The organism is Micromonospora zhanjiangensis (assembly GCF_042650605.1).
GTDB classification, from domain to species: Bacteria; Actinomycetota; Actinomycetes; order Mycobacteriales; family Micromonosporaceae; genus Micromonospora_J; species Micromonospora_J zhanjiangensis.
Window position 1 is genome coordinate 13,182 of the sequence record NZ_JBHSBN010000023.1, and the last position, 24,979, is coordinate 38,160.

Sequence of the window (24,979 nt, forward strand, 5' to 3'; positions counted from 1 at the left end):
TGGCAACGATGAACGGCTCATCCCCTGGTCGGGGCGGGTTGTACGGCCCGTCCCGACCACCCGAGAGGCTCTGTCTCGCCGTACCGCCGAATTGAGGCTGCGGAGGGGCGGAGCGGGCGGGGCGTCCGCCACCGGCAGGCGGACGGCCCGCCCTTCCAGCACAGACCCCCGAGAGGACCACCGACAACAGCACAGGAAAGGACCGAGGTGGCCCAGGTCTCCCGCGGCGGCCGGATCTACCGATCCGGCGGCCCGACCCGGCTGACCCCCTACGAGATCCGAACCCGGGAGTTCACCGCGCGCCGCCGCGGTGTCGACCCCGATCAGGTACGCGAGTTCCAGCACCAGGTCGCCGACGAACTCGCCGACCTGCACCAGGCGGTACGCCTGCTCGGCACCGAGAACGACCGCCTCAAGCGGGTCCTGCGCGACTGGCAGATCATGCACGCCCGGCAGTGCGAGGACCAGCCGGACGACCGGCCGAACCGGGGGCACTGGTGACCGCGACCTTCCAGCCGCGACCCGGTGACCTGCTCGTCATCGACGGCCGGGCGTCGGTGCAGTTCGCCGGCGATTGCGCCCTGCTGTTCCGGGTCACCACCGTGTCCGAGAGACCGACCTACCACGGCTGGATCTGGCTCACCGGTTACGTGCGCCACGAGGCGCTATTCGATCGAGTGGAGGTGGGAGACCTGCACCGATGTCCTGTCGTGGTAGGGCATCGAAGCTGAGGGCAGTCTGATCTTTGGGAATGCGGGGATTGGGCGGGAAGCAGCCCTGACAAAGTCGTGACGGGCCGAGACTGCCAGGCGGTTCGGGTTCGGCAAGCGAGACGCGAAGGTGTACGTGAAGGAACCGGCGGTAAAGCTCCTTAAGTGAATACGCCGACTCAAATCTGGTGGATAGGGGTCGGTCAGCGGTCAGGCTCCTTTGATTTGTAGCTGTTGAGGGAGTCACCCGAGGGGTTTGTAACCGCTCGCTCGGGTGGGGGCGGGGAAAGTCCACGGCGTACCCGCGTCGAGGGCCGCAGGGGCAGAGTCGGGCGCCTCACGCGTCGATCGATCGGTAGTGAACGTGGGAACCATCTGGTGTGGACCCGCCGCACTCACGGCCAGTGGGGGTGGAGATGGGAGGGCTCGTTGCCGGCCGGGGCGTCAGATGGGGCGGAGTCCGCGTAGTAGTCCGAGGTCGGGAAAGCCGGCCACATGGCGAAGGCGGACAGCAGGTTACGTGCAGAGAGGAGATTGTCATGCCAGGAGACACGTTGGTGAAGACCGACGTTCCGTGGATGGTGTCCGAGGATGCCGTGTCACGGGTACTGGAGATTCAGGCCAAACTGCATCGGTGGGCGGCACGGGATGCGTCTGCCAGGTTCGATGATCTGTTCAATCTCGTTGTTGATCCCGCGTTCCTTGCGGTGGCGTGGGGTCGAGTCAGTGGTAACACCGGAGGGCGCACGGCGGGGGTGGACGGCTGGTCCGCCCGCCACGTCGAGGCGCACTACGGGGTGGAACCCTTCCTGAGCACGATCCGGGAGGTGGTGCGTTCGGGGCAGTTCCGGCCCCGACCGGTGCGGGAGCGTCTGATCCCGAAACCGGGCGGGAAGAAACGCCGGCTGGGTATCCCGACCATCGTCGACCGGGTGGTGCAGGCGGCGCTGAAGTTGGTCCTGGAGCCGATCTTCGAGGCGGACTTCCATCCGTGCTCGTTTGGCTTCCGGCCCGGCCGACGCGCCCAGGACGCGATCGCCGAGATCCATTTCTTCACCTCCCGCGCCTACGAGTGGGTGTTGGAGGCGGACATCGAGGCGTGTTTCGACTCGATCGACCACACGGCCCTGATGGACCGAGTGCGCACACGAGTCGGAGACAAACGAGTCCTGGCGTTGGTGAAAGCCTTCCTCAAAGCTGGTGTCCTCACCGAGACCGGCGACCGGGAAGCGACAATCACCGGCACACCGCAGGGAGGGATCCTCTCACCACTGCTGGCCAACATCGCCCTGTCGATACTCGACGACCATATACACGGGTATTGGCAGTCAACGGCGATGTCGACCGAATCGCGGCGGCAGAAACGACGGCTCAAAGGACTGCCGAACTGGCGGCTGGTGCGTTACGCGGATGACTTCGTCATTCTCGTCACCGGCACCCGTGAGCACGCCGAACAGCTCCGAGACGAGGTCGCCGTGGCCCTGGCACCGATGGGCCTACGCCTGTCACCTGCCAAAACCGCGGTGGTTCATATCGACGAAGGCTTCGACTTCCTCGACTTCCGCATCCAGCGGCACCGTAAGCGAGGCACGAACAAATCGTATGTCTACACCTACCCGGCCAAGAAAGCCCTCAAGGCGGCCACGGCCAAGGCGCGGACCCTGACGCGCCGCAACGCGTCACACGACCTGGCCGGACTACTCCGGCGAGTCAACGCCACCACCCGAGAATGGGCCAACTACTTCAAATACGGAGTGTCGAAAGCGACCTTCAACTACCTCGGCCACTTCACCTGGCAGCGGGTAGCGTACTGGATCCGCAAACAACACCCCGGACTGACGTGGAAGGCCCTACGACGGCGGTACATGCCCGGATGGGTACCCACCGCCGACGGGATCACCCTGTTCAACCCAGCGTCCACCACGGTCAGCCGGTACCGATACCGGGGCAAGATCCCGACCCCCTGGGCGGCGCGCAACGCCAACACCTGACCCACCGGCAGGAACCTGTGGAGAGCCGGATGCCCGGAAACGGGCACGTCCGGTTCGGGAGGCGGGCCAGGGAAACGGACCGGCCGAAAGGCCGAGAACGCGCCCTGGCCCGACCTCACGTGCTCGACCGGTCCGGCCGCGCCACCGACAAGCGCGAGATCTTCGTCCAACTCACCGGCCTCCGCCGCGCCCCTGCCGCCACCGCGCCCACCGAACGCGGACGGCACCCGGCCGCACCGGCCCGTCGCTCCGCCGAACCACCGGGGCAACCCGCTGCCAACCGCGAGAAGCGCCGCGACTTCGTCGACTGGTTCAAGTCCGGTGGCCCGCCCGAGCTGCATAGAATTGCGAGAAACCCTCCCAACTAGACCGATCATGTTAATTATCGAGTCGGGTCGGGCGTCCTTGACAGTGATGTCTGCGACGGCATACTGGGCTTTGCTCAGCATCCCGGTTGTGAGCCGTTCCAGCAGATGCGGTGATCCATGGACGACTTATCGGCGGCGGCCCTCGCTGCCGCGGCGAGCACGGCATTGATCCAGGCCATGGCCGCGGACGCCTGGCCTGCCCTAAAACGCCGCGCGGCGCGGATCATCAGTCGTGACGACCCCGACGCCACAACCCGCCTGTCGCAGGCGATGGACGTTTCCCGCGGCCAGATTATGACGTCGGCCGACGACAACCAGACGCAAATACGGGCGGTGGAGACAGCCCGTTGGGCCGGTCGACTGGAAGCCCAGTTGGATCAGGACCCGGCCTTTGCCCATGCCGTACGGGAACTCCTCGCCATGGTCTCCTCGGCAGGCGTCGGATTCGATCAGCAGGCCGTGGTGCGGCAGCACGTGGTGGCGGGGCGGGACGCATACACCGCCGGCCGCGATCTTTCGGTCGGTACGCCCGCCGACCGGGCACCCTGAGCAGTCCATGCCTGATCCGCGCCAAGACGTTCGACCCCAGCGCGACGGGTACGTGGCTGGTCGGGACCTCCACCTGCATCTCACCGGAAAACAGCTCAGCTTCTATCCGGAGGAAACCTTCGCCGTCCCGCTGACCTACGATCGAGCGCGCCCCATCTTCGTGCAGTATCTAAACCCGGAGATACGGTCCTGTTACGGCAAGCCTGCCGCAGGTGCCTTCACCGACGCCGACCTCGCGCAGGTGTTGCACGCCACCCGGCTGGCAGTCCTCGCAACCGACGAGGAATTGATCATCCCTGCGTCGTACCTGTTCGAGGTGCCGATCCTGCCGGTCTTCCTCACGAGGATCAGGCCGCTCATCGCTCGTGGCGAGGTTCACTACTCCTCGCACATCGGAGATCTGCAGTCGTACGTGGAACACAAAGCCGTCGAATATCGTCATGACGTTCGTAATCCGTATGGCCTGGCGCCCACTCGGAGCGTCACCGACGGTCTGATCTGGCGGCCTCGATATGCCCGAAACACCGCCTCCGACATCGAGCAGGGCTGGCGCGAGGCGCTGAGCCCGGATGGTCAACTGGGCGCCGCCCTGCTCGGCATCTCCCGCCGGTGGCCGCCCTCGGCCGGCGATGCCGAGACGCACCTCCTCGAAGTCCCCGAACGCCTTGACGGGCAGGCTTTCATAAGCCGGTTCGTCCGCGCCACGCTACCTGTGGATCTTAAACCCGAGGAACGGATCCGGATCGACATGTTCCTCTCCCGCGAGTATCTCGCCAGCTATCTCCAAGACTTGGACGCCGCGGTCGTGGCCGATTTCGACTTCGGCGACTACTCCTGCGGGGTTCGACAGGTCTACGGTCAACTCGGAGACCGCGTGCTGTCGGCCCGGACGTTCGACCTCGCACTCCGATGGCTCGGCATCTACAACTTCGTCCATCGCGGTGCGCGGTGGGGGCAACTGCTGGCCCTTCGCTCGACGGCCGAGTTCGGCGCTGTCGCCATTGCCACGCAGCATCCCGCCATGCGGGTCCGGCTCCGAGACGCGATCATTCGCACGAAGGGGCGCCGCAGATACAGGAACGCCGAATCACTCGGGCAAGCACGCGAGATCGTCTCCCTGGTTGCCGACAAGCTCGACGTCCAATTCGATTCGCAACATCTCAACAGGAGGACAGCCTGATGCCGCTTTCGGTGTATTGCTCCGGTTCTATCTTGAAAGGTGCCGACGACGCGCGACGTCCGTGCTGGACAGACGCCGAGAGGAAGGATGTCGCCGAGGGCGCGGCGCCCTACGACGTCGTCTTCCTCAACCCCGACGACCCCATCCCCGACGCCGGCAACACCCTGGGGCAGTTCGGGCGGGACATGTATCAGGTGCTGCTTGCGACAGCGGTAATCGTGGACGCGCGGGTGCGGCGCGGCTTGGGCATCGGCGTCGAGATGGCGGCGGCCGCGGCGCTGGGCACACCACTTGTCGTTGTGGCCCCGCACAACTCTCAGTACCGCAGCGACGTGCTCGAGTACCGCGGCGTGACGGTGAACAACTACGTTCATCCGCATGTCGCTTCGCTGGCGACGGTGGTTGTCGACGACTTTGTCGCCGCGGGCGCGGCGCTCGCCTCGCTGGCCCCCGGCACGAGGACACCCCGACCAGTTCCCACCTGGTTGTCGGCTGCGCTGACCGAGTATGAGGACAACGTTCTCGGTGTCGACTCGCCCATGCTCGAAGCCATGAGAAGGCTCGGCGCAACCGTCAGGCCGACGGCGAGCCCGCTCTCGCGATGATCGCGGACACGGGTTCCAGCAGAGTCGAATCCATTGCGGACAAGAGTGACGTCAGCGGCCTTCATCTCGTTCACAACGAGCAGTTGGAGGCGCTCCTCTTCGATCGCAACTTGACCGGGCTTGCCTTCCGCCAGGCATGCTTCGCCGCGAGCCGCCAGTTCGTTCGACACGTTCGGGATGATCTCGACACCGACGAGATCGCCGAGCTGATGATCCTGAGCAAGGGCCTGATCTATCAGCTCGCTGAGGCTGTGGCCGTCGAAGTCAACCGGAACCTACCGACAAACCTCGTTTCGACCACAAGGTTGGAAGTGACGTCCGACGACGCGACCGTGGAGGTGCCCTACGCACGCTTCGACGCCGGGGGTTCGACGCTCCTCATCGGCGACACCGTCGCTTCCGGAGCAACGATCGTGGCTGCTCTCAGGGAATATCAGAAGTTCCACGTGGTACGCCGCGTCTACGTGATGTCGTACGCCGGCGCGCTGCAGGGTGCGGCCCGCATCGCTGGCTACTGCGCCGAAAACGCGATCGAGTGCACGATGCTCTTCGGCCTGGCCGCGTTCGGCCTGGCCGAGAACGGGTTCGACCTCTCCTTCCTGAATCCCGCGACGTTGACCAGAGACGAGTACCGCCAACGGGCGTGGAGACAGTTCAACGGCAGGCCGGTCTCATCGGTCGGTTGGGATTTCGGCTCCCAGGCCATGGCGCCGGGGAAGTATCGACAACTCTGCTGGATGGAGGCCGAGATCTGGGGCCTCCACGGCTCACCCGGCCTGTCGATCGCCAAAGCTCCGGGGAGCATGGATGTCCTCGCCCACGAGGCCGCCGCCTACGCCAGTCGGGTACCGACCGTCGGATCGGACCAATCCGCCTCTAGGGCGGCCGACCACGCAACGAGCACCAACCGTTCAGGCGACGGCAGCGCTGCGGTGGGCGTTGACCACCCAGGCGTCCGGTAGGGCGATCCACTCGTTGTCGCCAACCCGTACCACCGAACCGTCCAGCTTGGGCAGTCGGTCCGGGTCGTCCATCGGACAGAGCACCCACAGGTCCCCCGCTCCGCCCCGGGCCGCGTCGGCCAACTCGTACAGCCGCTCCATCCCCCGGTACCGGTCCAGCACCCCGGCGTCGTGCAGCAGCACCGGACCGGCGTCCCGGTGCAACTGCGCCCGCAGCTCCGGGACGGCCAGCGTCCACGCCTGTTCGACGTACTCGCTGAGCTTGATGGCCGCCCGGGAGCCGGGTTCGGCGACGTCCGCCCGCACGACCGTCTCCCAGGTCGGCTTCGGGCGGGCGTCCACCAAAGCACGCAGGTGGGCCAGGAAACGGGCCGCCACGTTGACCGGGCGGGCGTCGAACCGGCGTACCAGTTCCTCCCGTGCCAGGTGGTAGCGGGACAGTCGTACCGTCAGGGCCCGGAACCCGCCGGCGGACGCCGCGCCGGTCAGCCGCTCCTCGGCCCGCAGCGCCGCCGCCAGTTCCGGCGACTCGGCCGACCAGTGGGTCGGCGACGCCGACCCGGACGGCCGGCGCTGCACGATGGACATGCTGGTCGAGCCGGCCCGGGGCGGCGGCGGGACGAACCGGTCCCGGTCCCAGCGCAGGTCGAAGCCGGCCTCGGCGAGCAGCCGGTGCAGTTTTCCCGGCTCGGTCGGCAGCGGGTCCAGCTCCGGGAACCGGGCGGCCACCCGGCCGGCCACCTGCGCCGGGGTCAGCCCGCGTCGCGGCTCGGCCGCGTTGGCCGGCGGCACCACGCCGGCCTGCGCCAGGCGCAGCGCCCGCACCGGTTCCAGGTCGCGCGGGTAGATCTCCAGCCGGGCGGTCGCGGCGGCCCGATCCGAGGCCACCGCAGCGAGCTGCACCCGCCGCCGCTCGTCGACCGCGTCGGCCGCGCCGCCGGGGGCGGTCACCGCGCCGAGGGTACGCAGCACCGTGGCCGGGCTGGGCAGCACCTCGCTGGCGGCGAGCCGGTCGGCGGCAGCGCCCAGCGCGTCGGCGTAGTCCAGCAGCGCGGGCGCGGCCGGAGTGTCCGGCGGGTCGTCGTCGCCGGCCTCCAGCGCCACCAGCACCCGGTCCCGGCTGGGCCTCCCCTCGGCGGCGGCGTCCTTTTCCGCGTCGTGCCGGCGCAGCAACAGCCGCTGTTCGTCAGCCAGCGCGTCGACCTCGACGGCGGCCCGCACGGCGGCCAACGCCACCGCGTGGCGCAGCTCGTGCCCGGTCTTGACCGAGCCGCGACTGACCAACAGGGCGCGGGCCAGCTCGTCCACGCCCATCACCCGCCCACCGTCGCGCAACAGCTCGACGATCTCGGTACGGATGCTGCCCACCACCGGCAGTGCGTGCCAGCGTTTGCGCTGCTTGCCGAGGATCTGCGCGATACGGCCCCGGGTGACCCCGACTGCCGTCGCCACCTTCGGCTGCCGGGGCCACGCCGGCGGCTCCGGCAGATTGCCGTCGGCGTCGGGCAGCCGCAGCAGCAGGCGGGTGGCCTCCGCCTCGCTGATGTTTCGGCTCGTCTTCGCCGGAACCAGCAGGGTGGCGATCGCGTCCAGCCCGACGCGTACCAGGTCGGGGTCGCCGTCGTGGCCGGCCTCGGTCTCGACGGACGCCTCGGCGGTGGCGGCCCTGCGGGCGGCCGGCGTGGTGGGGATGGTCTCCCGCTCGCCCAGCCGGGTCCGCCACTCCTTGACCCGGCGTTGCAACTCCTGCCGGGTCTTCGCGCCCAGGCCGGGCAGGTGGGCCAGCTTGTTGGCCACGGCGAGCAGCTCGCCGACGGTGGCGGCGTCCAGCCGGTGCGCGGCGGAGACAGCGCGTGGCGTCAGGCCGGCTGCCTCCAGCGCGGTGGCCCGGGTGGCCTTGCCTGCCGCCTCGTCGCGGGCCGTCGCGGCGGTGTCGACGTCCGGCTCGTCGGTGATGGACTCCGGATGGTCGGTGCCGACCGGTGCGCTGGCGTCCGACCGGCGGAAGACCTGCGACCAGGCGTCCCGCATGTCCTTCAGCGAGGCGAACCGGCGGCGGCTGTCCCGGTGCAGGGCGGTCCGGAAGAAGTCCACCAGCCCGTCCCGGACCGCCGGGTCGAACGCCTCGACCGCGAGCACCGGCGGGCCCTCGGTGAGCTGCGGCTCGGTGCCGCCGTCGCCCCAGACGGGCAGCTCGCCGGAGGCCATCTCGTGCAGGGTGACGGCCAGGGCGTACCACTCGGCGTGCTTGTCGTAGCCGGGCCGGTTCGCGGTGCCGAGGAACGGGTCGAGGTAGCGCGGGGTGCCGGCGTTGATCTCCTTGACCGACACCCCGGCCAGCGAGAAGTCGAACAGCACGAGCTGCCGGGTGCGGTTGGGCCGGATTCGGACGGCGATGTTGTCCGGCTTGACGTCCCGGTGGTAGACGCCCTCCCCCTCCAGGTAGTCGAGGGCGCCGAACAGGTAGTCGCTGTAGGTCTCCAACTCGTCGACGGTGAGCCGGCCGTCCTCGCGCAGCTTGCGGGCCAACGTCAGCTCGCCCGCGTGGTCGAGGACGATCACGGTGCGGCCGGCGATCTGCAGCGGCTCCGGCCGGGCCAGCCGGATCACCCGCGAGTCGGTGAGCGGGCCGAGCACCCGGGCCTCGTGCGCCAGCCGGGCGCCCTTCTCGTCGGAGAGGCCGACCTTGAGCACCTCGGCCCGGCCGGTGCGCTCGTTGTGTGCCAGGAACGCCCGGCAGGTGGAGCCGGTGCCGAGCCGCTTGCGGATCGTCCACTCGCCGACCCGGTCGCCGGGCCGTGCTTCCAGCGGGTCGGCCGGCTCCGGTTCGACCGGCTCCGGATGCACCGACGCCGCCGGCGGGGCGGTCATCTCGCCCTCGACGACCTCCAGCATCTCGACGAACTCGGCGACCGTGGTGAGCCGCTGCGCCGGCACCGGCGCGGTCGCGGCCTGCACCATCTCGTCGGCGAACGCGGACATCGCGTCGTCGACGGCACTGGCCCGCAGCCCGTTGTCCCGGGCCAGCCGGGCCAGCAGCTCGGGGCGCTTGGCTGCCGGCGGCTCACCGGTCAGCAGCAGATAGGTCAGCGCGCCCAGGCCGAACACGTCCATGGCTACCGGGTCCGGCCGCGGCGCGGTCAACTCCGGCGCCAGGTACGCCTCGGCGGACCGCTCGATGTGCGCGGCGGCGTGCGACGACAGGGCCACCGGGTCGCCGCTGCCGCCGGTGGCGCCGGTCGAGTCGGCCGCGCGGGTGGCCGCCTGCCAGTCGCTGATCTGCAGTTGCGGCGTCAGCCACGCCTCGTCCTCGTTGCCGCCCCGGCGCTGCCGTCCCGGGCTGACCAGCACGCTGCGGGCCGACAACGCCCGGTGGTGCAACCGCCGGCCGTGCGCGTACGCCATCGCCTCGGCGAGTTGGCGGATCATCGCCAGCCGGGTGAGCGCGTCGAGCCGGTCGCCGTACTGGCTGATGTAGTGGTCCAGCCGGACCGACCGCGGGTCGTAGCGGAAGATCAGCGCCGGACCGGCCTCGTGCGACTCCATCGAGTCGACCTGCACGATGCCGGGATGGTTGATGCCGTGCAGAGCAAGCATCTCCCGCTTCGCGGCGCGTTCGATGCTGGCCCGCTCGGCGCGTACGGCGTTGCGCTCGACCAGGTAGATCCGCACCCGGCGGTGTTCCCGCTCCAGGTCGCGGTGCCGGGCGTGGTGGTCCTGCCAGGTCGGGCCGACGTCGAACGGGCGGGTGTCCAGCTCCCACGCCCCGACCTGGTAGTGCCGCCGGCTGCGGGCGACGCCGATCGCCTCCAGCAGGCCGGGCAGGGCCCGCGAGGTCTCCACGGTGACCCGCTGCCGCTCGTCCTGTGGTGGCCGTTGCAGCAGCGAGGTGATGGTGGGCAGCGCCCCCGGCTGCGGTTGGTGACCGGCGGCCGGCTCCGGGCCGAAGATGTGGTGCCGGTGATGCTCGGAGAGTTCGACCTGCAGGCCCGGCTTGGACAGGAACACCGCCGCCTGCACGAACGGGACCCTGACCCGCTGCCCCGGGCGACGGTCGGCGGCCGTCTGGAGCAGCGACTTCAGCTTCTTGGCCTTGGCGTCGGCCAGGTGCAGCGGGTTGTCGAAGGTCCGGGTGCCGTTCGGCCCGTGCAGGATCCAGTTGGAACCGCTGGAGGACAGCCGCCCGGTCAGGCTCTTGATCTCGATCAGATAGAAGCCGCCGGGCGTGGCGACCAGCAGGTCCACCTCGTACGGGTGGCCGGTCTGCGCGGTGAAGGTGAAGTTCGACCAGGCCCGGTACGGCTCGGTGTCCGGCAGCAGCGCCTGGACGTGTGCCAGCGCCTCCCGCTCGTGCGCGAACTGCGACGGCGTGATCGTCGTCCACCGGCCCTCCTGCATGACACGGCATCTTAGGCCAGGTCGGGGTGACTGCCCCGGTGCGGTGAGTCGCAGCGGTCGACGCGAATCGAAGGTGCCAATAGCAGGGCAGCGATCATTCGATCGCTGCCGGTAACGTCGACTCGGTCGAGGTCGCCGCGACGAGCGAGTAGGACAAGAGTGCCGGAGTTCGAGCCGCCGCCGGGAGCACCGTCCTCGTCCCAGCCCGGGGCTCCGCCCCAGCAGCAATTCACGCCAGCCGAGTCTTCGCCACCACTCGGCCCTCATCATCAGCAGACCTGGCCACCACCCGCCGCTCCGGTGCCCCCGCCGACACGTACGGGTCGCCACCGCAGATGGTGGCTGTTCGGTGGGATCGCGGCGGTGCTGGTGCTGGTGGTGGGTGTCGCGGCGGCGGTGTTCGTGGTCCGTCGGATTTCAGACTCCCCGTCGGTGGCGTTGCGTGGGGCGGCCGACCGGATCCGATCCGCGCCGGCGGTCCGGGTGGGCGTGGCCTACCGCGACGCCGGTGGCCACATCATCATCGGGCAGTTCACCGTCACCGGCGACAACCTGGTCAGCGGAACCGTGACCGACCCGCAGGGCGGCCGGGCCGACCTCGTCGCCAGGGCCGGGACCTCCGCCGTACGCGGCGACGCCGACTGGTGGGCCCGCCGCTCCCCCAAACAGATCCGCGCCATCACCGGCCAATGGGTACGCCCCGAACCCGGCGTCGCGTTCCCCTTCGACATCGCCGCCCTGCTCAACCCGACCGCCCTCGCCCGCCGAATCGACGCCCTGGCCGGCGCCGCCCACCGCCCCGACCAGAACACCGAGGACGCCACCGACGACCAGATCCGCACCGTGGTCTCCGGCGACTGGACCGCACTGCTCGACACCAGCAAAGACCGCAAACTGCGATGGCTGGGCGGACCACTCGACCCCAGCCTGGTCATCCAACCCGCCGCCTACCACCACAACGACAACCACTCCACCGACATCGTCCCGGCAAGCCACTCCAGACCGACCACGCCCGGCCGGCCGGCACCGGTAGTACCGGCACGCTACGACCCGATCGCCATCCCCCCGTACGTCGCCATCACCCCCGAACCCACCGGGTCCGACGCCGCCAGCACGACCCAGACGGCAGTGGCGAAAATCCTGCCCGAAGCCAGCCCCGGCACCGCCTCCGGCCCGCAACCACCCGGCCCGGTCGCACAACGCACCGTCAAACCCGGCTACGCCACCTTCGACCTGGAGTGGACCGCCCAGGACTGCAACACCCCCACCTGCACCTGGACAGTCACCGTCACCAACACCGGCACCGCACCCGGCACCGGCGTGCTCTACGCCTCGGCCACACCCGGCATGCCACTGCTCACCTTCCCCATCACCCTCCCCGCCAGCGGCACCTTCGTCACCCCACCCATGACCTTCCCCAACCCGGCCCCCGTCATCAAAGGCAAGAACACCCAGATCACCGTCTCCTACAGCGCCTGGGTCCACAACTCCTCCTTCGGACCCGACCCAGCCCTGCCCCAACGCCTCGACGACCGAGGCATCAACCCGAACACACTCACCCCGATCGACCCCGGCTACGAAACCTCCAGACTCAACCTCCTCGACCAAATGATCGGTCACCTGCCCAAAGGAGACACCAGCCTCGCCACACCCGCCATCAACGCCGTCGACACCGCCATCCAAGCCGGCATGCTCCCCGAACTGAAAGCCATCGCCGACTCCGGACGCCTGGAGAATCCCGCAGACCTGGTCAAGAAATTAAAGCTGGTAAGCAGTAACACAACTCGAGGAGCACCTCCCCCTACGGACGGCAAGATCGGATTTCGCCGCGAGGTCGAGCAGGCCGCCGAGATCTTGCGCGAAGATCCCAAGGCTCGCATACTGCTCGATGGCGCCTTGCGGAATGCGAGCACCGGCGAACTGGAGGGCGCCGACATTCTCGACATGGAAAACAAGGTCGCGTATCAACTGAAGACCGTCAGCGGGCCTCAGATAATCGCCGCGATCAAGGCGGCCATCAGGCAACTGAATGGCGGAAACCGTCCAAGCGGAGATACCGACGTCATACAGAAAGCGCCACCTGGATACAAAAAAGTGGCCCTGATCTACGTTGAGCCGCAATCCAAACGGCATCAGTCAACGCGAGCAGCGCTCACCAGATTGCTATCTCACGAAGCCAAGGAATTAGCGATATGCGACGACGATGGGAGCGCGAGAATGGATCAACTGACGGTTGTCACGGCACAAGGCGTTTTTACCTGGCAGAAGGGAGGGTTTGATGCCATCGGACAGCCTTGCTAACAATTGGAGCAGCTTCGACGGAGATGAGATCTGCTGGTGGGACGCCACCTTCCCCTTCACACTCGGTCCCGACATCCTGCGCCTGTGGCAAGATCTTGTCATCGAGGCCGGCGAGAACAGTGAAGTCTACCGGATCGAACGGATCGACCGAATCGACTACCTACGCGACCGGGACGGGCCCATCAGCAATTTTTTGCAAAGGACTGCGGGCACCATTTACGCAAATAACCCATGGCTGCCCAAGAGCTTCCTGCTCGGACGCCTCGATCAAATAGCCTCCAGCCGACTCGTTTACGCCGATTCAACTGGAAATGCGCGTGACGCGTGGGTCAGCGACATGCATCAGTTCGCATACCCCTTGGGACTCGAAAGGTCGTACCCCTATCCACCCCTAGCTGTTCACACAACGGTCTTCGATGAAGAAGATCCTACCGAGAGTGAGACGGTGACGAGCTTCGCCCTCAGCACCGACATCTGGTTTCCCTGGGGCAGCGCCTTCTCCCACGAGTCCGGCTGGATCGACGAGGTGCTCGACAACCGGGGCCTGGCGGCTCACAACGCCCCCCGCCTCAACCAGTTTCTTCGACAGGCGTACGACGCGACCCTCCGCCTCGGCGGCACCTGGACGGCGAACGGTGGGTTCGCCCACATCCGGGCGCAACTCGACGAGACCGGCGTCAACCTGGCAGCGCCCCGTCCGTCCTGAGGATCGCGCCAACCAACAGCGCCGGCGGCAACGGCCGAGCCCCCGTGGCGCCGGCCCGCTGAGAGCCGGCGCCACGGTTCATGCCGGGCGAAGCCGACCCGTCAGGCCGGGCCCGCCGCCCGGTTCGCGTGCAGGCCGTTGGCGGCGAGGTCGTCGGCGATGTCCAGCCCGAGCCGGACCCCGCCGACGTTCTGGTCGAGGTCGACCCGGCCCTCGTGGTCGACCGCGAACGCGTCGAACACCCAGTGCACCCCGAGGTAGACCCGACTCCGGCCGACCTCCTCGATCATCTGCCACAGGCCGCCCGGGAACCGACGTACCAGCCGGGGTCGGACCGTCCCGGCGTTGTCGACGGTGACGCCGTTCAGCTCGTCCGAGACAAACGTCAGGCCGTCGGCCAGGTGGTCGGACCCACAGCCGGTCTGGCCGTAGAAGCGGCGGACCGTCTGGAACGCCGCCGCGCCGAAGGTGGCGTGCCCGGACGGGTACGACGGGAAGTTCGGCGTCTTGTTCTTCTGCCCGACGCTGTTGCTGCTCGGCGCGCCGAGCGGCAGCCAGCCGATGTCGGTGTCCTGGTCGAGTTCGCCGCCGGGCTCGCCGGCCGGGCCGAGCGCGCTGTCGTGCTCCCGGATCCCGAGCACGGGACGCCACAGGTCGTACGTGTACTTGTCCGCCCAGCAGAGGATGCCGGCGTCCGCCATGGCGGCGTTGACCAGTGCGAACAGTCGGGCGTTGCGGGCCGTGTCGTTGCCCTGCGCCTGGGCCACCACGCGGACCATCTGGTTGTACAGCCGGGGCGGGGTGCCCAGGCCCTTCGCCCCGTCGTACGCCCAGAACAGGCCGACCGCCGTCTCCTCGGGCGTCCGGACCGGGGGCAGCCGCTTGGGCACCGTACCGATCAGGTTCGGCGCGATGCCCTTGACGCGGACCTCCCGCAACGCGCGGCGGTAGGCGGCGTCGCCGGGGCGTGGCGGCTCGTCCAGGTGGTGCCGGCGGGTCACCGCGAAGCAGTGCGACCGGGCGCCGTAGAACGGCGCGTAGTAGCCCTGGCCCGGGTTGTCCGGGTCGACCCGGTGGTGCTGCGGGGCGACCGACGCGGCGTACCCGTCGTCGCCGACGCCGGGGTCGCCGTGCCGCAGCGCCAGGATCTCGGTGGCGACCCGCTGCCCGAAGGCGTGCCCGTCGCCGTCGTGCTTGCCGGCCACCAGCCCGGCGGCGTGGTGCCGGGCCTCGAAGTACGCCTTCTGCGCCGGGTACAGCGCGGTCAGCGTGGCGCGGGCGGCGCCGGCCACGGCTGCGGCCGGGTCGGCGCCGTGCGCCGGTGCCGGCAGCCGGTCGCCCAGGTAGCAGTCGTCGCCGCCGGTGATGCCGAACCAGGCGTCGTGCATGGCCAGGTGTACGACGGCCAGCGCCCGCGAGCTGCCGACCGGGCCCTGGGCCTGCGCCTCGCGCGGGTCGCCGGTGGTGTGGGTGGTGCGGTCGGCCTCCAGGGTGACCTCGTTCCAGTACAGGACCGGATCCATTTCCTTTTCTCCCCGTGAATTGGTGGTGTCACCTGTCGCATTCACCCGCCCGGCCGGCGGCGGCGCGGTGGGCATGCGCGTACGCCGCGCGGGCGCGCGGAATGTGGACTGCGAAAGTGATCCCCGTTGTTTTCCACGACCGGTTCGATCTCCGGTCGCGATGCCCGCCGGGCAATCGGACGATTACCGTCGGGCATTTACATGGTCGCCAGCGGCCGCGCCGAGCGTCAAGGTCGGACGTGAAGAATCCTGGCAACTGTCCGGTGTTGGCGAATTCGCCGCCGGCCGCAACCATCCGCACATTTGAACGGATCGAGCCGGCCGAACCATTGACTGGTCCGGCCGGCTCGCGACGATCCGTACGGTCGTGGCGGCGGCCACGACCGGTGGGTACTACTGCGCGGCGCCCCCCGGCTGGTGCGGCGGCGCCGCGGGGTAACCCTGCTGGTGCGGCGGCGCCGCGGGGTAGCCCGGCTGGCCCTGCGGACCGGCGGGGCCGGCCGGCGTGGGCTGCCCGTACGCCATGCCCGGCATGACCTGCTGCTGGGTGGCGGCCTGCTCCCGTTCCTTCTTCTCCTTGTGCGCCTTGAACGCCTGCACGATGAACAGGATCGGCACGATGAAGGCGTAGAAGAAGATCCGGTACGACCCCCCGGTGAAGATGAACTCCAGGTAGAAGCCGTAGCCGAAGAAGGCGAGACCGACGACGACGCTCAGCACCCGGGACAGGACGCTCGGGCCGCTGACGGCGGCACCGATGACCACGAGCAGCAGCCCGCTGATCATGAGCAGGATCGTGTACGCATCAAACATGGAAACCCCGTTCAGGATGTGATCGGCTGCCCACCTTAGAGGCGTTGGCCGATCATGCGCAGCCCCGTTCGCCTTGGCCGTTCGGGTGGTTCGCCTCGCGAAAGGACGGACCGCCACCGGCGGTTCGGTCAGCCCGGCACGACGGCCGTGAAGCTCTCTCCCGCGTTGAGCCGGCGCAGCAGGTCCCGTACCGCCTCGGCGCCGCCGTGGGCGGCGGCCCAGCGGCTCACCCGGCAGGCGGCCCGCGCGTAGAGCTGGTCTCCCCCGTCGGCCCGCATCCACTCGGCCAGCGTCGCCGGCAGCGTTCCGGGCTGGTCGACCAGGCACCGGTCGGCCGGCCCGTCCGGCCCGAGGTAGCGCGGGTCGTCCGAGACCAGCACGGCGAGCCCTTCGTCGAACCACTGCGGCACGCCGCCGGAGTTGAGCCGTTCGTGGAACTCCACGTGCGCCAGCTCGTGGGTGGCGATCACGACGTTGATTCCCTCGGGGGACAGCATCAACGTCCGGTTGAGGAACGCGCGGCCCTTCTCCCGGCCGCCGCCGATCCGCTGGTAGCACTCGTCGGTGGTGCAGATCAGCACGGTCGGCCGGCTGAGCCGGCTGCCGTAGAAGTCGCCGATCCGGTGGTCGGCCGCGGTCATGATGGTGCCGATCGCCCGCCGCCGGTCGTCGGAGAGGCCGCCGCCGGCGTACACCCGGTCCTCGACGCGCTCGAAGCCGTAGCAGCCGGGACAGGCCGACGCGGCCATCGCCGGGTAGCTCACCACCAGCACCCCGACGGCCGCCAGCAACGCGGAGACCAGCCCGGTGCCGGCCCAGACCCACCACCGGCGCCGTCGCCCGGCACCCTCGCCCCGGGTACGCCCGAGCCGGCGCCAACGGTCCGGAATCATGATCGCCCCCAGCGGCTCGGTACGGGCGGTCCAGCCCCGGACCGACCCCGATCATCGACGTGCGCCCAAGGCTATCCCCGGCGTCCCCGAACCCGCGAGACGGTGCGGGGACGGCTTTCCGCCGAGGGGCCGCGAGATCCAGCCCGGCGGCGTCGGCGATCCGGTCCGGGCCTCGGGACCGGCCGCGGACGACGACGAGAGGTCACCGGCCGGCCCGGCTCGCGCTCCGGCCGGACGTGTTCTGCCTGGTCCGGGGGCTGGGCCCGGACCGGGACCGGCTAGCCTGCCCCGGTGAACTGGCTCGACGTGATCGGCTGGGGAGGATCGGCGCTGCTGGTCTGGTCCCTGCTGCAGACCCGCATCCTCCGACTGCGCGCCCTGAACCTGGTCGGCTGTCTGGTGCTGATCGGCTACAACGGGGTGCTCGGGGTGTGGCCCATGGTCGGCCTCAACGTGGTGCTCGCGGTGATCAACATCTGGTACCTGCGAAAGATGATCGCGACCCGGCACGACGACCGGACGTACGAGGTGGTCGAGGTCGGCACCGGCGACGTCTTCCTGGCGCACACGTTGCGGGTGCACGCCGCGGACATCGCGCGGTTCAACCCCGGCTTCCGGTGGGACCCGACCGACCCGGCCCGGTCGGCGTTCCTGGTGGTGCACGGCGATGAGGTGGTCGGCGTGGTGCTGGTCCGGGCGACCGACCCGGCGGTGGCGCAGGTCGAGCTGGACTACGTGACCCGGCGGTACCGGGACTTCACCCCGGGCGAGTTCGTCTACCGGCGCAGCCGGCTCTTCACCGACCGGGGGTTCCGCCGGGTGGTCAGCCCGCCCGGCATGGTGGCCCCCTACTACGACCGGCTCGGCTTCCGCCGCGAGGCCGACTCGTACGTCCTGGACCTGCCCGCCACCCAACCGGCCTGACGCCCGCGGAGCCGACCGTCCCCGGCCCGGCGCGGACCCGCTCCCCCGCGCGGCGCCGGCCCGGCGGGGAACGCCGGGCCGGTCCGGCGCGGGCCGGGTCAGGGCAGCGGTTCGAGGATGTCGACGCGGGGCAGTTCGGCGTCCTCCAGGGTGCCCACCCCGGGGATCTCGTAGCTGGCCAGCAACCGCAGCTGGTCCCGGGGCAGGAACGGCCGGCCCGGGTCGCCGATCAGCGCCCGGCCGCCGCGGGCCAGCACCCGGTGCAGGAACGGCAGCACCCGGGCGGCCATCGCCCGGTGGTAGAAGACGTCCCCGGCCAGCACCAGCTCCGCGTCGCCGCCGTCGGAGTCGAGCAAATCGGCGCCCGTGGCCAGCAGGGTGACGCCGTTCACCTCGGCGTTGAGCGTGGTGGCGGCCAGCGCGTACGGGTCGACGTCGTTCGCGGTCACGGTGGCGGCGCCGGCCAGGGCGGCGGCGATGGCGACCAGCCCGGACCCGGTGGCCAGGTCGAGCACCCGCCGTCCGGCGACGACCCGCGGATGGTCCAGGACGTAGCGGGCGAGACCCTGTCCGCCGGCCCAGGCCGACGCCCAGAACGGGGGCGCCAGCCCCTCGCCCGCCTCGGCCTCCATCCGGGCCCACCAGACGATGGCGTCCTCGGCCAGGTGCAGCCGCACCTCGGGGACGAACGGCGTCCCGGTCAGCCGGAGCCGGTCCAGACCGGGCGGTTCCGTCCCGGACAACTTCCGTTCTAGATCGGCCAGGGCACGTCCGGTGGGGGTCGTCACGCGCTCAGCATGCCGGAGGATCGGCTCGCCGGGGCGGAAACCGGACCGGATTTGCCGAGCCGCTTCGCCAGCATTGGGCCCTTTGGGGCGCTACTGTCATGGGCGGGTGGGCGAGCCTTGTCGCGGATCGGTGATTCCACCTCGCAGCGCTCACCCCGATGAAGGAGATATGCATGGCAACGGGCACGGTGAAATGGTTCAACTCGGAAAAGGGCTTCGGCTTCATCGAGCAGGACGGCGGAGGACCGGACGTCTTCGTCCACTACTCGGCCATCGCGGCTCAGGGATACCGGGAGCTGAACGAGGGGCAGAAGGTCGAGTTCGAGGTGACGCAGGGCCAGAAGGGACCTCAGGCGGCGGACGTCCGGCCGCTCTGACCCTTCCGGGCCGGCACCGGCCCGACATGCGGTAGAACCGTCACGCGGAAGCCGGGACCGGCCGGCCGGTGGATCCCCCATCGCCGGCCGGTCCCGGCCGTTCCGTCGGGTCCGCCACCCGGGGTCGCGGGTGGGTGGGCAGGTCGCGGTGCCGGCGCAGTGGGCCGATCAGCAGGACGAACCAGGTCAGGGCCATCCCGCCGGTGAGCACCCACATGGCCGGCCGCAGCCCGAGTGCGCCGCCCAGCGCGCCGGCCAGCACGGCGCCGACCGGGATGGTGCCGAGGTTGACCAGCTGCATGCTGGAGATGACCCGGCCGAGCAGGTGGTGCGGCGTGTAGACCTGCCGCCAACTGCCCTTGATCACGTTCCCGGCGACCACCCCGGCGCCGACGATCACCCCGCCGGCGACCACGCAGGCCAGTCCGGCGCCGGGCCGGGCGAGCGGGATGAGCAGGCCCGCCGGCATGGCCACCAGCTCGGCGAGCAGCATGCCGCGGGCGGTGCCGAACCGCCGGGCGATCCGGGTGGCGACGACCGCGCCGAGCACTCCGCCGCAGCTCATCCCGGCCATGACAGCGCCGACCGCGCCGGGACCGACGCCGACCTCGCGGATCAGGAAGACCACCAGGATCGCCTGGTAGCCGACCAGCCAGAAGTTGCTGGCCGCGCCGAAGACGGTCAACACCCGCAGGTACGGGTCCCGGGCGACGAACCGGAGCCCCTCGGCGATCTCCCGGCGCAGGGTGCTGGAGCGCCGCCGCGGTCGCGGCTCGGGTTCCCCGGCCCGGATGCCGAGCAGGCAGAGCGCGGAGATCAGGAAACTCGCGGCGTCCACCAGCAGCGCGGTGACGGCGCTGCCGGCGAGTTGCACGATCAGGCCGGCGACGCCAGGCCCGCCGACCTGGGCGACCGACTCGGTGCCCTGCAGCTTGGCGTTGCCCTCCGGCAGTTGGTCCGGGGTGAGCAGGCAGGGCAGGTAGACCTGGTAGGCGCATTGGAAGAAGACGCTGGCCACACCGGTGCCGAAGGCGACCGCCAACAGGTGCGCGAAGGTCAGCACGCCCGCCCAGGCGGCCGCCGGCACGCTGAGGAACAGCAGCAGCGAGGCCAGGTCGCAGGCCACCATCACCGGCCGGCGGGGCAGCCGGTCCACCCAGGCGCCGGCCGGCAGGCCGATCAGCAGCCAGGGCAGCCAGACCGCGGCCGACAGCAGCGCCGCGGCGAACGCGCCGACGTCCAGGGTGGCGACCGCGACCAGCGGCAACGCGACGGTGGTGACACTGCTGCCGAACTTGCTGGCGCCCTCGCCGATCCAGAGCAGCCGGAAGTCCCGGTGCCGGAACAGCCCTCCCCGGCGCGGGATGCCGTGCTCCGGCCGGGTCAGGGACGGGGCGGTCACGGCTGGGCCGGGAAGCCGTACGCGAACAGGAAGACCGGTTCCCGGGTCTGCCCGTCGTCCGGTGCCTGCCGGTCCTTCCACCTGGTCAGCACGGCGATGAGTTCCTCGCCGAGTTCGGCGAGTTCCGCCGGGGTCAGTTTCATCCAGTTGTCGGTGGAGAACGGCCCCTCGCCCCAGCGGCGGTGCTCCTGCTCGTCGGCGGCGTACCAGGCCCGGGCCAGGCTCATGTGCCGGTCGAGGTTGAGCGACCGGGCGGCCTCGGCGATCGCCTGGCCGGACGGGTCGCTCTCGAAGTCGCTGCTGGACCAGCGCAGCCCCGGCGTGCCCAGCCGCCACCAGCGTTCGCGCCGGTCGCGGGCCAGTTCGGGTGCCTCGACGACGAGTTCGCCGCCGGCCAGCACCTTGAGGTGGTGGCTGATGTTGGCCACGGCCTGACCGGTCCGCTCGGCCAGCATGCTGGCGGTGGACGGGCCGTCGACCTTGATCACGTCCATGATCCGGCGGCGCAGCGGGTGGGACAGCGCGGCGAGCACCCGGGAGTCGGTCACCTGGCGGATCGGCGGTTTCGCTTCCATGCCGCCAGCCTGACATTCGCAACAGCAGTTGCGCAAGAGTTATTGCGCAATGTCGCTTGCACAATTCGCCGAGCGCTACTCGTTCGAGATGATCCTGGTCGCCCGCTGACCCGCGGCTTCCCACCCAGCGGACGGGTGGCGCCGCGGGCCGGGATGTTTCGGTAGGCTGTATGTCAGGTCGAGAGGCGCTGCAACGGGCTCAGCCCGCCACGCTCGACCCGCCAGACCCCAGCTGACAAGGGCGCCTCCGAGTTCCTTCGGAGGTGCGACCCATGAATCAGCTTCACCGTTCCGCCGACGCCGCGCTGCGTGAGCTGCTGGACAGCAAGGTCGTGGTGCTGGACGGCGCCTGGGGCACGATGCTGCAGGGTGCCGGCCTGACCCCCGCCGACTACCGGGGTGACCTGATCGTCGACCACCCGCGCGACGTCACCGGCGATCCGGACCTGCTCAACCTCACCCGGCCGGACCTGGTCCTGGACGTGCACCGGCGCTATCTCGCGGCCGGCGCCGACATCACCACCACCAACACCTTCACCGCCACCGGCATCGGCCAGGCCGACTACGGCCTGGAGTCGCTGGTCCACCGGATGAACGTGCGGGGCGCGCAACTGGCCCGGCAGGCGGCGGACGAGGTGGGCGGCCGGTTCGTCGCCGGCTCGGTCGGCCCGCTCAACGTCACCCTCTCGCTGTCCCCCCGGGTGGACGACCCGGCGTACCGGGCGGTGACCTACGAACAGGTGCACGCCGCGTACGCCGAGCAGATCACCGGGCTCGTCGAGGGCGGGGTGGACCTGCTGCTGATCGAGACCATCTTCGACACGTTGAACGCCAAGGCCGCCATCGCCGCCGCCCGCGAGGTCGCCCCGCAGCTGCCGCTGTGGATCTCCGTGACCATCGTGGACCGCAGCGGCCGGACCCTGTCCGGACAGACCGTGGAGGCGTTCTGGCGCTCGGTCGAGCACGCCGAGCCGCTGGTCGTCGGGGTGAACTGTTCGCTCGGCGCGACCGAGATGCGCCCGCACGTCGAGGACCTGGCCCGGTCCGCCGGCACGTACGTGGCCGCGCACCCGAACGCCGGGCTGCCCAACGCGTTCGGCGGGTACGACGAGCGGCCGGAGCAGACCGCCGCGCTGCTCGCCGAGTTCACCGAGGCCGGGCTGGTCAACATCGTCGGCGGCTGCTGCGGCACCGGCCCGGAGCACATCGAGCGGATCGCCGCCGCGGTGGCCGGCGCCACGCCCCGGACGCTGCCGACGCCCGTCCCGACGACCCGGTTCAGCGGCCTGGAGCCGTTCGCCATCGGCCCGGACACCGGCTTCGTGATGATCGGCGAACGCACCAACGTCACCGGCTCGGCCCGGTTCCGCCGGCTGATCGAGGCCGACGACCACCAGGGCGCCGTCGACGTGGCGCTGGAGCAGGTACGCGGCGGGGCCAACCTGCTCGACGTGAACATGGACGCCGACCTGCTGGACAGCGAGCGGGCGATGACCACCTTCCTCAACCTGATCGCCACCGAGCCGGAGGTCGCCCGGATCCCGGTGATGATCGACAGTTCGAAGTGGAGCGTGCTGGAGGCCGGCCTCAAGTGCGTGCAGGGCAAGGGCGTGGTCAACTCGATAAGCCTCAAGGAGGGCGAGGAGCCGTTCCTGGCGCAGGCCCGGCGGATCCGCGACTACGGCGCCGGGGTGGTGGTGATGGCCTTCGACGAGCGGGGCCAGGCCGACACCACCGAGCGCAAGGTGGAGATCTGCGGCCGCGCGTACGACCTGCTCACCGGCCCGGCCGGGTTCCCCGCCGAGGACATCATCTTCGACCCGAACGTGCTGGCCGTGGCCACCGGCATCGCCGAGCACAACGGGTACGCCAAGGCGTTCATCGACGCGCTGCCGCTGATCAAGCAGCGCTGCCCGGGTGCCCGGACCAGCGGTGGCATCTCCAACCTGTCGTTCGCGTTCCGCGGCAACGACGTGGTCCGCGAGGCGATGCACTCGGCGTTCCTGTTCCACGCCGTCCGGGCCGGCCTGGACATGGGCATCGTCAACGCCGGCCAACTCGCCGTCTACCAGGACATCCCGGCCGACCTGCTGGAGCTGGTCGAGGACGTGCTGTTCGACCGGCGGGAGGACGCCACCGACCGGCTGGTCACCTTCGCCTCGACGGTGACCGGGTCGGGCACCCAACGGGCGGTGGACCTGGCCTGGCGCGAGGCGCCGGTGGCCGAGCGGCTGTCGTACGCGCTGGTGCACGGCATCGTCGACTTCATCACCGACGACACCGAGGAGGCCCGCAAGCAGTTCGACCGCCCCCTCGACGTGATCGAGGGCCCGCTGATGGACGGCATGAAGGTCGTCGGTGACCTGTTCGGCGCCGGGAAGATGTTCCTGCCGCAGGTGGTCAAGAGCGCCCGGGTGATGAAACGCGCGGTCGCCTACCTGGAGCCGTTCATGGCGGCCGAGAAGGAACGCGCCCGGCTGGCCGGCGAGCTGGACTCCGGCCGCGGTCAGGGCAAGGTGGTGCTGGCCACGGTCAAGGGCGACGTGCACGACATCGGCAAGAACATCGTCGGCGTGGTCCTCGGCTGCAACAACTACGAGGTCGTCGACCTGGGCGTGATGGTGCCGGCCGCGAAGATCCTGGACACCGCGGTCGCCGAGGGCGCCGACGTGATCGGGTTGTCCGGGCTGATCACCCCGTCGCTGGACGAGATGGTGGCGGTGGCCGGCGAGATGCGCCGCCGCGGGTTGCGGCTGCCGCTGCTGATCGGCGGCGCCACCACCTCCCGGCAGCACACCGCGGTCCGGGTCGCGCCCGCGTACGACGGGACGACCGTGCACGTGCTGGACGCCTCGCGGGTGGTCGGCGTGGTCGCCAACCTGCTGGAGCCGGGCCGGGCCGAGGAGTTGGACCGGTCGAACCGGGTCGAGCAGGAGCGGCTGCGCGAGCAGCACGCCGGCCGGCACCAGCAGGCGCTGCTGCCGCTGGCCCGGGCCCGCGCCAACGCCGAACGGGTCGACTTCACCGACCTGCCGGTGCCGACGTTCACCGGGATCCGTACCGTCTCCCCGGCGCTGACCGAGCTGCGCGAGATGATCGACTGGCAGTTCCTGTTCCTGGCCTGGGAGCTGAAGGGCAAGTTCCCGGCGATCCTGGACCGGCCCGAGGCCCGGGAGCTGTACGACGACGCGAACGCCCTGCTGGACACCATCGTGGCCGACGGTTCGCTGACCGCCCGCGGCCGGTACGGCTTCTGGCCCGCGCACGCCGACGGCGACGACCTGGTGGTCGAGCCCGTCGACCGCACCGACCCGGTCCGGTTCCCGATGCTGCGCCAGCAGACCGTCAAGCCGGACGGTCGGGCCAACCGGTGCCTCGCCGACTACCTGGCCCCCGCCGGCGACCACCTGGGCGGCTTCGCCGTCGCCATCCACGGCGCGGAGGCCCTCGCCGGCCGGTACGAGGCGGAGCACGACGACTACCGGGCGATCATGGTCAAGGCGCTGGCCGACCGGCTCGCCGAGGCGTTCGCCGAGTGGATCCACCTGCACGCCCGGCGGGACTGGTTCGAGCCGGACGCCGAGCCGGAGCTGGCCGATCTGCACGCCGAACGGTTCCGCGGCATCCGGCCCGCGCTGGGCTACCCGGCCAGCCCGGACCACACCCAGAAGCGGGAGCTGTTCGACCTGCTCGGCGCGGTGAGCCTGGACATCGGCCTGACCGACTCGTACGCGATGACCCCGGCCGCCGCCGTCAGCGGCCTGATCTTCGCGCACCCGGACTCGCGGTACTTCACCGTCGGCCGGATCGGCCGGGACCAGGTCGAGGAGTACGCCACCCGGCGCGGCCTGGAGCTGGCCGAGGTGGAGCGCTGGCTGCGCCCCAACCTCGGCTACGACCCGGCCTGACCGGCG

The 24,979-nt window shown here is 70.2% G+C and carries 19 protein-coding genes and 1 riboswitch; of the genes, 12 read left to right on the top strand and 7 right to left on the bottom strand.

Features of this window, described 5'->3' with window-relative positions:
* Window positions 1-207: 207 nt before the first annotated feature.
* The 7 genes from ACFOX0_RS25715 to ACFOX0_RS25745 all read left to right on the top strand — a co-directional run bounded on the left by ACFOX0_RS25715 (window position 208) and on the right by ACFOX0_RS25745 (window position 6,365).
* Complete coding sequence (locus ACFOX0_RS25715; RefSeq protein ID WP_377550554.1) at window positions 208-501, top strand: DivIVA domain-containing protein; 294 nt, start codon at window positions 208-210, stop codon at window positions 499-501.
* A complete protein-coding gene (locus tag ACFOX0_RS25720) occupies window positions 498-731 on the top strand; it encodes a hypothetical protein (RefSeq protein ID WP_377550556.1) in 234 nt (77 codons plus the stop codon). The genes ACFOX0_RS25715 and ACFOX0_RS25720 overlap by 4 nt, the downstream gene beginning before the upstream one ends.
* 536 nt (window positions 732-1,267) lie before the next feature.
* Window positions 1,268-2,701, top strand: coding sequence for a group II intron reverse transcriptase/maturase (gene ltrA / locus ACFOX0_RS25725; protein WP_377550558.1), 1,434 nt, complete (start codon window positions 1,268-1,270; stop codon window positions 2,699-2,701).
* Window positions 2,702-3,186: 485 nt separating this feature from the next.
* Window positions 3,187-3,618: a hypothetical protein gene (locus ACFOX0_RS25730; protein ID WP_377550560.1), complete on the top strand. Its 432-nt coding sequence runs from the start codon at window positions 3,187-3,189 to the stop codon at window positions 3,616-3,618.
* A gap of 7 nt (window positions 3,619-3,625) precedes the next feature.
* On the top strand, window positions 3,626-4,798 hold the full coding sequence (locus ACFOX0_RS25735) for a hypothetical protein (RefSeq protein ID WP_377550562.1): 1,173 nt from the start codon (window positions 3,626-3,628) through the stop codon (window positions 4,796-4,798).
* Window positions 4,798-5,403, top strand: coding sequence for a hypothetical protein (locus ACFOX0_RS25740; RefSeq protein ID WP_377550564.1), 606 nt, complete (start codon window positions 4,798-4,800; stop codon window positions 5,401-5,403). Before ACFOX0_RS25735 ends, ACFOX0_RS25740 begins: the two co-directional genes overlap by 1 nt.
* Window positions 5,400-6,365 carry a hypothetical protein gene (locus ACFOX0_RS25745; RefSeq protein ID WP_377550565.1) on the top strand — a complete coding sequence of 322 codons (966 nt, stop codon included), beginning with the start codon at window positions 5,400-5,402 and terminating at the stop codon, window positions 6,363-6,365. The genes ACFOX0_RS25740 and ACFOX0_RS25745 overlap by 4 nt, the downstream gene beginning before the upstream one ends.
* On the opposite strand, the gene pglW is transcribed toward ACFOX0_RS25745, so the two are convergent.
* Window positions 6,315-10,763: a BREX system serine/threonine kinase PglW gene (gene pglW, locus ACFOX0_RS25750; protein ID WP_377550567.1), complete on the bottom strand. Its 4,449-nt coding sequence runs from the start codon at window positions 10,761-10,763 to the stop codon at window positions 6,315-6,317. The two genes, ACFOX0_RS25745 and pglW, sit on opposite strands and share 51 nt — an antisense overlap.
* A gap of 363 nt (window positions 10,764-11,126) precedes the next feature.
* On the opposite strand from pglW, the gene ACFOX0_RS25755 reads away from it, so the two are divergent.
* Entirely contained in the window at window positions 11,127-13,064 is a 1,938-nt protein-coding gene (locus tag ACFOX0_RS25755) for a hypothetical protein (protein ID WP_377550569.1), read from the top strand.
* Window positions 13,042-13,770, top strand: a complete 729-nt coding sequence (locus ACFOX0_RS25760) for a hypothetical protein (protein ID WP_377550571.1) — start codon at window positions 13,042-13,044, stop codon at window positions 13,768-13,770. The genes ACFOX0_RS25755 and ACFOX0_RS25760 overlap by 23 nt, the downstream gene beginning before the upstream one ends.
* 101 nt (window positions 13,771-13,871) lie before the next feature.
* Here ACFOX0_RS25760 and ACFOX0_RS25765 read toward each other — a convergent pair whose 3' ends face one another.
* The 3 genes from ACFOX0_RS25765 to ACFOX0_RS25775 form a co-directional block, all read right to left on the bottom strand.
* Window positions 13,872-15,293 (bottom strand): vanadium-dependent haloperoxidase, encoded by a 1,422-nt coding sequence (locus tag ACFOX0_RS25765; RefSeq protein WP_377550573.1) that lies wholly within the window; start codon window positions 15,291-15,293, stop codon window positions 13,872-13,874.
* A gap of 393 nt (window positions 15,294-15,686) precedes the next feature.
* Entirely contained in the window at window positions 15,687-16,106 is a 420-nt protein-coding gene (locus ACFOX0_RS25770; RefSeq protein WP_377550575.1) for a hypothetical protein, read from the bottom strand.
* 128 nt (window positions 16,107-16,234) lie between these two features.
* Window positions 16,235-16,999: a hypothetical protein gene (locus tag ACFOX0_RS25775; protein WP_377550577.1), complete on the bottom strand. Its 765-nt coding sequence runs from the start codon at window positions 16,997-16,999 to the stop codon at window positions 16,235-16,237.
* 291 nt (window positions 17,000-17,290) lie between these two features.
* Between ACFOX0_RS25775 and ACFOX0_RS25780 the strand changes: the two genes are divergently transcribed.
* A complete protein-coding gene (locus tag ACFOX0_RS25780) occupies window positions 17,291-17,923 on the top strand; it encodes a hypothetical protein (RefSeq protein WP_377550579.1) in 633 nt (210 codons plus the stop codon).
* Between the two features lie 98 nt (window positions 17,924-18,021).
* On the opposite strand, the gene ACFOX0_RS25785 is transcribed toward ACFOX0_RS25780, so the two are convergent.
* Entirely contained in the window at window positions 18,022-18,666 is a 645-nt protein-coding gene (locus ACFOX0_RS25785; RefSeq protein ID WP_377550703.1) for a class I SAM-dependent methyltransferase, read from the bottom strand.
* A gap of 218 nt (window positions 18,667-18,884) precedes the next feature.
* Here ACFOX0_RS25785 and ACFOX0_RS25790 point away from each other — a divergent pair, with 218 nt between their 5' ends.
* Window positions 18,885-19,088, top strand: a complete 204-nt coding sequence (locus tag ACFOX0_RS25790) for a cold-shock protein (protein ID WP_377550581.1) — start codon at window positions 18,885-18,887, stop codon at window positions 19,086-19,088.
* A 40-nt stretch (window positions 19,089-19,128) separates the two neighbouring features.
* On the opposite strand, the gene ACFOX0_RS25795 is transcribed toward ACFOX0_RS25790, so the two are convergent.
* Both ACFOX0_RS25795 and ACFOX0_RS25800 read right to left on the bottom strand, forming a co-directional pair.
* Window positions 19,129-20,490, bottom strand: a complete 1,362-nt coding sequence (locus ACFOX0_RS25795; RefSeq protein WP_377550582.1) for an MFS transporter — start codon at window positions 20,488-20,490, stop codon at window positions 19,129-19,131.
* Window positions 20,487-21,065, bottom strand: coding sequence for an ArsR/SmtB family transcription factor (locus tag ACFOX0_RS25800; RefSeq protein WP_377550584.1), 579 nt, complete (start codon window positions 21,063-21,065; stop codon window positions 20,487-20,489). The genes ACFOX0_RS25795 and ACFOX0_RS25800 overlap by 4 nt, the downstream gene beginning before the upstream one ends.
* A 174-nt stretch (window positions 21,066-21,239) precedes the next feature.
* Window positions 21,240-21,319: riboswitch (S-adenosyl-L-homocysteine riboswitch) on the top strand.
* Between the two features lie 18 nt (window positions 21,320-21,337).
* Here ACFOX0_RS25800 and metH point away from each other — a divergent pair.
* Window positions 21,338-24,973 carry a methionine synthase gene (gene metH / locus ACFOX0_RS25805; protein WP_377550586.1) on the top strand — a complete coding sequence of 1,212 codons (3,636 nt, stop codon included), beginning with the start codon at window positions 21,338-21,340 and terminating at the stop codon, window positions 24,971-24,973.
* The last annotated feature ends 6 nt before the right edge of the window (window positions 24,974-24,979 follow it).